The organism is Parahoeflea olei (genome assembly GCF_001703635.1).
GTDB classification, from domain to species: domain Bacteria; phylum Pseudomonadota; class Alphaproteobacteria; order Rhizobiales; family Rhizobiaceae; genus Hoeflea; species Hoeflea olei.
This window is the reverse complement of the sequence record NZ_LQZT01000002.1, coordinates 1-8,892: the sequence shown is the minus strand read 5'-3', so window position 1 is coordinate 8,892 and position 8,892 is coordinate 1. Positions and strand designations below refer to the sequence as shown.

The 8,892-nt window shown below is 67.3% G+C and carries 12 protein-coding genes and 1 pseudogene; 8 read left to right on the top strand and 5 right to left on the bottom strand.

The window, feature by feature from the left end; all coding sequences use genetic code 11:
- The 3 genes and pseudogenes from AWJ14_RS22495 to hemC all read right to left on the bottom strand — a co-directional run.
- Positions 1 to 991 (bottom strand): annotated as a pseudogene (locus AWJ14_RS22495) (hypothetical protein); the annotation flags it as partial.
- 90 nt (positions 992 to 1,081) lie between these two features.
- The gene (locus tag AWJ14_RS03055; RefSeq protein ID WP_066174891.1) at positions 1,082 to 1,804 is read right to left on the bottom strand and encodes a uroporphyrinogen-III synthase; all 723 of its coding nucleotides are present in this window, start codon (positions 1,802 to 1,804) and stop codon (positions 1,082 to 1,084) included.
- Between the two features lie 9 nt (positions 1,805 to 1,813).
- Positions 1,814 to 2,743 (bottom strand): hydroxymethylbilane synthase, encoded by a 930-nt coding sequence (gene hemC, locus AWJ14_RS03050; RefSeq protein ID WP_066174888.1) that lies wholly within the window; start codon positions 2,741 to 2,743, stop codon positions 1,814 to 1,816.
- An 86-nt stretch (positions 2,744 to 2,829) separates the two neighbouring features.
- Here hemC and tsaD point away from each other — a divergent pair, with 86 nt between their 5' ends.
- From tsaD to AWJ14_RS03020, 6 genes are all read left to right on the top strand, one after another.
- Positions 2,830 to 3,927: a tRNA (adenosine(37)-N6)-threonylcarbamoyltransferase complex transferase subunit TsaD gene (tsaD, locus tag AWJ14_RS03045; protein ID WP_066174886.1), complete on the top strand. Its 1,098-nt coding sequence runs from the start codon at positions 2,830 to 2,832 to the stop codon at positions 3,925 to 3,927.
- A gap of 172 nt (positions 3,928 to 4,099) precedes the next feature.
- Positions 4,100 to 4,393, top strand: a complete 294-nt coding sequence (locus AWJ14_RS03040) for a YciI family protein (protein ID WP_066174884.1) — start codon at positions 4,100 to 4,102, stop codon at positions 4,391 to 4,393.
- 2 nt (positions 4,394 to 4,395) lie between these two features.
- Positions 4,396 to 4,833 carry an EVE domain-containing protein gene (locus AWJ14_RS03035; protein WP_066174879.1) on the top strand — a complete coding sequence of 146 codons (438 nt, stop codon included), beginning with the start codon at positions 4,396 to 4,398 and terminating at the stop codon, positions 4,831 to 4,833.
- Between the two features lie 22 nt (positions 4,834 to 4,855).
- On the top strand, positions 4,856 to 5,503 hold the full coding sequence (locus AWJ14_RS03030) for a class I SAM-dependent methyltransferase (protein WP_066174876.1): 648 nt from the start codon (positions 4,856 to 4,858) through the stop codon (positions 5,501 to 5,503).
- Positions 5,504 to 5,631: 128 nt separating this feature from the next.
- Entirely contained in the window at positions 5,632 to 5,820 is a 189-nt protein-coding gene (locus AWJ14_RS03025) for a hypothetical protein (protein WP_066174874.1), read from the top strand.
- A gap of 3 nt (positions 5,821 to 5,823) precedes the next feature.
- A complete protein-coding gene (locus tag AWJ14_RS03020; protein WP_066174872.1) occupies positions 5,824 to 6,234 on the top strand; it encodes a DUF1761 domain-containing protein in 411 nt (136 codons plus the stop codon).
- Between the two features lie 11 nt (positions 6,235 to 6,245).
- Here the strand turns inward: AWJ14_RS03020 and AWJ14_RS03015 are convergent, their stop codons facing one another.
- Positions 6,246 to 6,794: a L,D-transpeptidase family protein gene (locus AWJ14_RS03015; RefSeq protein ID WP_066174870.1), complete on the bottom strand. Its 549-nt coding sequence runs from the start codon at positions 6,792 to 6,794 to the stop codon at positions 6,246 to 6,248.
- Between the two features lie 176 nt (positions 6,795 to 6,970).
- Here AWJ14_RS03015 and AWJ14_RS03010 point away from each other — a divergent pair, with 176 nt between their 5' ends.
- Both AWJ14_RS03010 and AWJ14_RS03005 read left to right on the top strand, forming a co-directional pair.
- Positions 6,971 to 7,654: a response regulator transcription factor gene (locus tag AWJ14_RS03010; RefSeq protein ID WP_066174868.1), complete on the top strand. Its 684-nt coding sequence runs from the start codon at positions 6,971 to 6,973 to the stop codon at positions 7,652 to 7,654.
- A 33-nt stretch (positions 7,655 to 7,687) separates the two neighbouring features.
- The gene (locus tag AWJ14_RS03005) at positions 7,688 to 8,146 is read left to right on the top strand and encodes a cyclic nucleotide-binding domain-containing protein (RefSeq protein WP_066174867.1); all 459 of its coding nucleotides are present in this window, start codon (positions 7,688 to 7,690) and stop codon (positions 8,144 to 8,146) included.
- Positions 8,147 to 8,198: 52 nt separating this feature from the next.
- Here the strand turns inward: AWJ14_RS03005 and AWJ14_RS03000 are convergent.
- The coding region (locus AWJ14_RS03000) for an exodeoxyribonuclease III (protein ID WP_066174863.1) at positions 8,199 to 8,892 on the bottom strand (694 nt) is incomplete at its 5' end.

Here is an 8,892-nt window from a genome sequence, read left to right as displayed (position 1 = left end):
GGCTGTCGCGTCCGCTCATCCCGAGCGCCGTCTGCAGGCCCGCGGTCGCTTCCGGATCGGCGCCGGCGGCACCGCCGGCCTCGCCGAGCTTGGCGATCGCGCCTTCGAGCGCGGCAAACCGCTCGTTGAGCGCGGCCATCGCCGCGGGATCCGCATCGCTGCGGGAGGTCACGGTCTTCAGGCTTGCCTCGAGACTGTCGAGCCGAGCCGACAGCTCTGCCGCAGCCGCGCCGGTATCGCCGGGTTCGGCCATCTTGCGCGTTAGCGAATCGACATTGTCGGCGACCGCCTCCAGCCGCGTGGTCAGCGCCTGGACCTGTTCGGCCGATGCGCCCGGCGGCTGGTCCGCCGCGCGTTTTTGCTGGATGGCATAATTGCCGCCAAGTGCGATCACCGCCCCGATCAGGCCGGAGAGCACCAGCCCGAAGCCGCCACCCCTGCCGGAGGAGGAGGTCGATGGCGAGGACGCAGACGATGCGCTGTTCGCCCGCGGCGCGGCGGATGACCCCGAGCCGGATTGGCCGGAGGGTGCCGCGCCGGAACCGCTTGCACCGGAACCGGTCGCGCCCGTGCCGCTGGCCGCGGTCTTGGGATCGGCGGCCGTTGTCCTGGCGCCGGTCGGCGGAACGCTCGATTTCGGGTCGGATGCGGACGGGGCGGCAGACGCGGAGGCGCTTGCGGCCGGGGCAGCCCCGGCCTTGCCGGTTTCCGCCTTGCCATCATCCGCCTTGCCGGTTTCCGCCTTGCCTGTTTCCGCCTTGCTTGGGGCTGCGGCGTCAGGCTTGGCCGCGTCGGTTGCCTTGGCGGATGCCGGCGCCGCGGTTGCCGCTGCCGCGCCGGGTTTGCCCGAGGCCGGCGCGGAGGTGGCCGGTCCGGTCTGTGCCTGCGTCGATTTCAGATCCTCGTTCTTCGGCGTCACGTCGGTGGCGTCGAGATCGATGGTGACCGGTGCGGGCGATTTCGAATGTCGCTGTGTTGGGCCCTTGCTCATTGGCGATTCCTGCTTGGTCTGGTTAGGGCGGGGCCGGCCAAGCGCGTTATGACGGCATACCGCGCAATCGCCGCCGTTCTGGAACGATGATCATCCCAAGGCGGTGAGCGATGCAAGCAGGCTGTCTTCGTTCGGCCGGACGGCAACTGCGGCATTAACGCGCCACCTGGCTGGCAGTTCCGCGGCAATCGTCTCCGACAGACACAGAAATCTGGCCGAATCCAGCCGGTAGCCAAGGGCTTCGGCCTCGACGAGCTCCACGAGGCGCCGTCCGGCATTGGCGGAATAGAGCAGCACCACCTCGGGAAATGGAGTCAATATGTCACATGTCAAAGAGTCAGTTGGATAACTTATTTCGTCCATCCGGTAGCATTCGAGCACCTCGTGGGCGAATCTTTCCACCTTGAACGAATCTTCGATCACCGCTGTCCGCGGCGTTCCCGCAAGGTAGAGAAGCCGGCCGTCTCCCGCGCCCGAGGCCCTAAGTGAGTCGGCCAGCTCTCTGGCCGTGCCGCCGCCTTCGCGCACATCGCGGAAGCCCGCCGCCCGTGCGGCGCGCGCTGTGGCGGCGCCGACGGCATGGACCGGCAGACCGCCAAGCGCCGGATCGGCCGCACCCGCCGGAAACATGTCGAAGGCGCGGGCGCTGGTGGCGATCAGTCCCGAAAGCGCATGCGCCGGCGGCAGGTCGGAAACCTCCGCGGTCACCCGGGCCTTAAACAGCGGCATCAGCACCGGCTCGTGACCGATGCGGCGCAGACGCGCGGCGGTTCGCTTTCCACCCGGTTCGGGCCGCGTCACCAGCACACGCATTTGCGTGCCTCAGGCCCAGCTGTCGAAGAAGCCCGGCCCAGCCTTGGCGCGCGCCTCGGCGCCGGCGGCAAGACCCATCGCCTCGGCATCGCTGGTCGGGCCTTCGCTGCGCACCTCGTGCCAGACCGTACCGTCGGGCGTCAGGATCATGCCGTAGAACGACATCCGGTCGCCAAAGACCCTGGCATGGCCGGCGATCGGCGTCCGGCAGGATCCGTCGAGCGACCCCAGGAACGCCCGTTCGCACAGCAGCGCCGAATGGGTTTCGGCATGGTCGATCGGCGCCAGCAGCTCGGCCACGCGGGTGTCGTCGAGCCGGGCCTCGATGCAGATTGCGCCCTGCCCCGGCGCCGGCGGGAAGCTTTCGGGATCGAACAGGTCGGTGATGATGTCTTGCTTGCCCAGGCGCTTGAGCCCGGCATAGGCCAGCAGCGTGGCATGGACTTCGCCCGCCTCGAGCTTGCGCAGCCTTGTGTCGACCTGGCCGCGGAAGATAATCACCTCGATATCGGGCCGCAGCCTGCGGATCAGTGCCTGGCGCCGCAGCGACGAGGAGCCCACCACGGCGTTCTGCGGCAGATCCATCAGCCGCTGTGCCACCGGGCTGATGAAGGCATCGCGCGGGTCCTCGCGTTCGAGGAAGGCGACGAGGCCGAGCCCCTCGGGCAGCGCCGTGGCCATGTCCTTGGACGAGTGGACCGCCAGATCGAGCTGGCCACCGCTGAGCTGCTCCTCGATCTCTTCGGTAAACAGGCCCTTGCCGCCGATCTCGGACAATGCGCGATCGGTGATCCGGTCACCCTTGCTCGACAGAACCACGATCTCGAACGCGTCTTCGGGCAGGCCATGCGCCGCCATCAGCCGGTCGCGGGTTTCGTAGGCCTGTGCAAGCGCAAGCGGGCTGCCACGGGTTCCGATGCGATAAGGTTTCATTTGCAAGACATCCGTTGTGTTGGTACCGACAGACAGGTACCGGGATCACCCCGCAAGCGCAATATCGGGCCGCGCGACATTATGAGACAGGCATGGACACCCGCGCAGTGAGAATCCTGGGAATCGAGACCAGCTGCGACGAAACCGCAGCCGCTGTGGTGGAGCGCTCCGCCGGAGGCGCCGGTCGTATCCTGTCCGACGTGGTGCTGAGCCAGCTCGACCTGCACGCGGCCTTCGGCGGCGTTGTGCCCGAACTGGCCGCGCGCTCGCATGTCTCGATGCTCGACCGGCTGGTCAACCAGGCGCTCGGCGACAGCGGCGTCCCGCTCGGCGACATCGACGCGATCGCCGTGACCTCCGGGCCGGGGCTGATCGGGGGACTGATGGTCGGGCTGATGACCGGCAAGGCCATCGCGATGGCCACCGGCAAGCCCTTCATCGGCATCAACCACCTGGAAGGCCATGCGCTGACGGCCAGGCTCACCCATCAGGTCGCCTTTCCCTATCTCTTGCTGCTGGTTTCGGGCGGCCATACCCAGATCGTGCTGGTCAAGGGCGTGGGCGATTACGAGCGCTGGGGCACCACCATCGACGACGCGCTCGGCGAGGCCTTCGACAAGACCGCCAAGCTCCTGTCGCTCGGCTATCCCGGCGGGCCGGCCGTGGAAAAGGCCGCGAAAGCGGGAACCCCGGGGCGATTCCGCCTGCCGGTGCCGATGCGGAAGGATCCACGGCTCGATTTTTCCTTCTCCGGCCTCAAGACCGCGGTGCGACAGATGGCGGAGGCGGAAACGCCGCTCACGGCGCAGACCGTCGCCGATCTCTGCCTGGCGTTCGAGACCTCGGTGACGGCCAGCATTGACGACCGCATCGGCATGGCGCTCGAGCGCTTCACGGAGCGGTTCGGCACAGACTTGGAGCCGGCGCTGGTGGTGGCCGGCGGGGTTGCCGCCAATGCCGCGATCCGCGCCACACTCGAGCGCCGCGCCGCGGCCGCAGGCTTCCGCTTCATCGCCCCGCCGCTTGCGCTGTGCACCGACAATGCCGCCATGATCGCCTGGGCCGGGGCGGAACGCCTCGCCGCCGGGCTGCCGGTCGACGATCTCGATCTCGCGCCGCGCTCGCGCTGGCCGCTCGACGAGGCCGCCCCCGCCCTGATCGGCCACGGCAAGCGCGGCGCCAAGGCCTGAAGCCCCGGGGCCGACGCAGCAACTCGCCTCAAGCGACCCCCGGCATATTGAAACCGGCGGGCGGGCGGGGCATAGGTTGCGCAGCGTCCGGCCCGATTGCCGGCAACCGCAAAATTCTGATCACCCGCGTTTCCAATCATCCCCCGCGTTTCCAATCATCCAAGGAGATCCCATGCTTTACGCCCTGATGTGCAAGGACAAGCCCGGCGCGCTCGACACGCGCATGGCCGCAAGGCCCGACCATGTGGAGTTTCTCAAGGACCTCGATGCGAAGGGTGTGCTGAAGATGGCGGGTCCGCTGCTCGGCGACGACGAAAAGCCGATCGGCAGCCTGGTGATCATCGCAGCCGGATCGAAGGCGGAGGCGGCGGCGATTGCGGCGAAGGACCCCTATGCGGTCGCGGGCCTGTTCGATTCGGTCGAAATCCGCGCCTTCAACTGGGTGTTCAAGAATCCGGAGGCATGACGATGGCGTATTGGTTGTTCAAATCCGAACCGTTCAAATGGTCGTGGGAGATGCAGAAGGCCCGCGGCGAGGCCGGCGAACAGTGGGACGGCATCCGCAATTACCAGGCCCGCAACAACATGCGCGCCATGAAACTGGGCGACAAGGGTTTCTTCTACCACTCCAACGAGGGGCTGGAAGTGGTGGGCATCGTCGAGGTCTGCGCCCTCATCCATCCTGACACCACCATCGACGATCCGCGCTGGGAATGCGTGGACATCCGCGCCGTCTGCGACATGCCCAAGCCCGTGACGCTGAAGGACGTGAAGGCCAACCCGAAGCTTGCCGAGATGAGCCTGGTCACCTCGATGCGGCTGTCGGTGCAGCCGGTGACGGAAGCCGAGTATCTCGAGGTCTGCCGCATGGGCGGGCTCGACAACCCGCCGCGCGCGCCCGCGTGAGAACCGCGGCCCCGCTCCGCCGATGAAGACCGACCCTGCCGCGTTCATCCGCGCCAACACAGCGCTGTCGGCGCCGCCGCATGTGCCCGAGATCAGGCTGCATCTCGCCGACGAGGCGCACGCCTTGTGGCACAAGACCGAGGAGGAACTCGGCGAGATCGGCCTGCCGCCGCCGTTCTGGGCCTTCGCCTGGGCCGGCGGACAGGGGCTGGCGCGTCACATCACCGATCATCCCGAGCTGGTGGCGGGACGGCGCGTGCTCGATTTCGCCTCCGGCTCGGGCCTGGTGGCGATCGCCGCCTGCCGCGCCGGTGCGGCCCATGTCACAGCCGCCGACATCGATCCCTGGGCCGCGACCGCGGCAACGCTCAACGCAGGCGCCAACGGCGTTAGCTTCGCGTGCGTCCAGTCCGATGTGATCGGCACCGACGAGGGCTGGGAAGCGGTGCTTGCGGGCGACGTGTTCTACGACCGCGCCATGACCGACCGGGTGCTGCCCTGGCTCGAGACCCTCGCCCGCCGCGGCGCGCTGGTGCTGGTGGGCGATCCCGGCCGCGCCTATTGTCCGAAACAGGGCATGGAGCAGCTCGCCAGCTACATGGTGCCGGTGACCCGCGTGCTGGAAGACAGCGAGGTCAAGCGCACCTCGGTCTGGCGGATTGCGGGCTGACGCGAACCAGCCGATCCTGTACATCCCTTTCGGACAGGTCAATTGTCTCCCGCAACGCATGCCCCGTGCCGCACGCAGGCTGGGGAGCGGCGACGTACAATTCCCGCGCGAACCCGAGGAGGGGCAAAATGGCAGGCACCGACATGAAAAGAGCGAGCCTTGAAGAGCTCCGCAGGATGAAGCAAAGCGGCGTGTTGTGGCCTGCCGCCACCGCGGCATCGAGGCCGGACCTGCCCGAAGACTTCTGGGCCGATGCCGTTCTCCGTCTATCGATGAAGGACAGGCAGACCGGGGCTGGCGACTGCGACAAGGAGTGACACATGCAGTTTGCGGGCATGAACTATGTGGCGATCCTGATCGCCGCCATCGTCGCCTTCGTGATCGGCGCGGTGTTCCATTCGATCCTCGGCAAGGCCTGGATGGAGGCCGCCCGCACTGATCCTGCCGCGCCGAAGCCGGCCTTGGGCAGCCTGCTTGCCACCAGTTTCTGCCTCGAACTGGTGCTGGCCTTCATCACCGCCGGCATCATCGGACATCTCGGCGCGGGCCAGGTCACCGTGTTCAACGGCGTCTATTCCGGCCTGCTGATCTGGGCGGGGGTGATCATGACCACCCTGACCATCAATGCCCGCCATCGCGGCTTCGGCTGGGATCTGGTGCTGATCGACGGGCTGCACTGGCTGCTGGTGATGATCGGCATCGGCGCGACCATCGGCTTTTTCGGCGTCTGAGCGCGACGGCGCTAGCACACGCGAATCCGGCTTCCCCGCCGCAACAGCGGCATCAGCCGCTTGAGATCGCGCCGCGACAGCGCGATGCAGCCTTCGGTCGGCAGATAGCCCGGCCGCGCCACATGCAGGAAGATGGCACTGCCGGCGCCGCGCTGCCGGGCGCGAAAATTCCAGTCGAGCACGAACACGAAGTCATAAAGCGCATCGGAGCGTTGCAGCGTCTCGCAGCTTGCCGCGAACGGCAGCCGCACCGGCCGGTTGTAGGCGGGATGGGCCGGCTGGTCGCACCAGCCATCGTCGGCGCGCGTCCTGAAAAGCGCGATGCCGCAACGGTCGGGCTCGCGCAGCGCGCCGCGCCGGAACCCGCCGACGACCGCCATGACGGCCCGCGGCGTCGCGCCATCGCCCTCGCGCTTGAAGCTCGTGACCCCGCCGCGGCCGAGTGCCGCGGGGAAAACCAGCGGCCCCGCCTTAACCAGAGCCCGCAGCCGATCGCCCGGACGGGTCCGCACCGAGAGCGTTCTGGCGCGGTTGCTGCCGCCTCCGACGGCGCGCCGCACCGGCCGTTTCTGTAACAAAGCCCTCACGATCAAGTGCTCCAACTGTGATCCGACACGTTATTTAGCACTTTGCCGCTGCCTCGAAAGTGCCTAAACAGGGACACACATGTCAAATGGCTTATTCATCGGCGCCGGGTCCCGCGGCGCCCACGTCAATATGAGGAGGCAAGGCCGCAATGACCGCTCGCTCAATTCTTCTGGTGGACGATGACGACGATTTGCGCGAGACGCTCGTGGAGCAATTGTCGCTCTACGAAGAATTCGCGATCTCCCAGCAATCGTCCGCGACCAAGGGCGTGCAGGCCGCGCGCGCCGACCATGTCGACCTTCTGATCATGGATGTGGGCCTGCCGGACATGGACGGGCGCGAGGCGGTGAAGCTCTTGCGCAAGGGCGGGTTCAAGTCGCCGATCATCATGCTGACCGGCCACGACACCGATTCGGACACGATCCTGGGCCTCGAAGCCGGCGCCAACGACTATGTCACCAAGCCGTTCCGCTTCGCCGTGCTGCTCGCCCGCATCCGCGCGCAGCTGCGCCAGCACGAGCAGAGCGAGGACGCCACCTTCACCGTCGGCCCCTACACCTTCAAGCCCAGCCAGAAGCTGCTGCTCGACGACAAGGGCGGCAAGATCCGGCTGACCGAGAAGGAAGCCGCAATCATCCGCTATCTCTACCGCGCCGACCAGAAGGTGGTGACCCGCGACGTGCTGCTGGAAGAGGTCTGGGGCTACAATTCGGGCGTCACCACCCATACGCTCGAAACCCATGTCTACCGCCTGCGCCAGAAGATCGAGGCCGATCCGTCGAATGCGGAAATCCTGGTCACGGAAAGCGGCGGTTACAAGATCATTCCCTGACCCTGCGCCTTCCGGCGCAAAGGACCCGCGACCATGGCCCTCAACGACGACATCGCCCTGCTTTCGACCGTGTCGCTGTTTTCCGACATCGGCGAGGACAAGCTCAGGCTGATCGCCTTCGGCGCCGAGCGGCGCAAGCTGCAGCCGGGACAGCTGCTGTTCCGCGAAGGCACGGCGGCCGATTGCGGTTTCGTGGTCGCCGACGGACGGTTTGAGCTCAGCCGCAAGACCCGCGACGGCCAGACCACGCAACTGGGCACCGCCGAACGCGGCGCGCTTTTGGGGGAACTGGCGATGATCACCGCGGTCGATCGCTCGATGACGGCGATCGCGCCGGACCATGCCGAGGTGATTCGCATCAACCGGCCGCTGTTCCGGCGCATGCTCGAGGAATATCCGGATATCGCCGGCATCGTGCGCAGGCGCATCGGCGACAATCTGGCGGCGCTGAACCAGGGGCTCGGCTCGATCGCCGGACGGTTCGCCGACTGAGCCTCGGTCCGGGCCAATCCGGCCACACCCCGGTCAGGCCGGGCCGGGCCCGCTAGAAATCGAAATGGGCCGTCACCGGCACATGGTCGGAGGGACGCTCCCAGCCGCGGGCCTCGCGCAGCACGTCGATGCGCGTGAGCGCGGGCGCCAGATCGGCCGAGGACCAGACATGGTCGAGCCGCCGGCCGCGGTCGGCCGCATCCCAGTCACGCGCGCGGTAGCTCCACCAGGTGAAGATCTTCTCTTCGGGCGGGATATGCGCGCGAATCAGGTCGACCCAGCCGCCGGCCTTCTGCACGGCGATGAGGCCTTCGGTCTCCACCGGCGTGTGGCTCACCACCTTGAGCATCTGCTTGTGCGACCAGACATCGGTTTCGAGCGGCGCGATGTTGAGATCGCCGACCAGGATCGCCGAGACGCCGTCGGCGCGTTCCGCCTCGGCGCGCAGGTCCTTCATCTCCTCGATGAAATCGAGCTTGTGGCCGAATTTCGGGTTGATCGTCCGGTCGGGCTCGTCCCCGCCCGCCGGCACATAGAAATTATGCAGCCGGATCCGGCGGCCACCCGGAGCTTCCACGATCGCCGAGATGTTGCGGGTGTGGTCGATCTCGCAATAGGTCCTGCGCCGGTCATCCGTGAGCGGCAGCCGCGACAGGATGGCAACCCCGTGATAGCCCTTCTGACCATGCAGCGCGATGTGCTCGTAGCCGAGCTTGCGGAAGGCCGAGGTCGGGACGGCATCGTTG

Bases quoted from the DNA above. Each gene is read 5' to 3' on its own strand.
- AWJ14_RS03035 (WP_066174879.1), top strand. From the start codon at position 4,396: ATGGCGTATTGGTTGTTCAAATCCGAACCGTTCAAATGGTCGTGGGAG.
- AWJ14_RS03010 (WP_066174868.1), top strand. From the start codon at position 6,971: ATGACCGCTCGCTCAATTCTTCTGGTGGACGATGACGACGATTTGCGC.
- AWJ14_RS03025 (WP_066174874.1), top strand. From the start codon at position 5,632: ATGGCAGGCACCGACATGAAAAGAGCGAGCCTTGAAGAGCTCCGCAGG.
- AWJ14_RS03030 (WP_066174876.1), top strand. From the start codon at position 4,856: ATGAAGACCGACCCTGCCGCGTTCATCCGCGCCAACACAGCGCTGTCG.
- tsaD (WP_066174886.1), top strand. From the start codon at position 2,830: ATGGACACCCGCGCAGTGAGAATCCTGGGAATCGAGACCAGCTGCGAC.
- AWJ14_RS03055 (WP_066174891.1), bottom strand. From the start codon at position 1,804: ATGCGTGTGCTGGTGACGCGGCCCGAACCGGGTGGAAAGCGAACCGCC.
- AWJ14_RS03040 (WP_066174884.1), top strand. From the start codon at position 4,100: ATGCTTTACGCCCTGATGTGCAAGGACAAGCCCGGCGCGCTCGACACG.
- AWJ14_RS03020 (WP_066174872.1), top strand. From the start codon at position 5,824: ATGCAGTTTGCGGGCATGAACTATGTGGCGATCCTGATCGCCGCCATC.
- AWJ14_RS03005 (WP_066174867.1), top strand. From the start codon at position 7,688: ATGGCCCTCAACGACGACATCGCCCTGCTTTCGACCGTGTCGCTGTTT.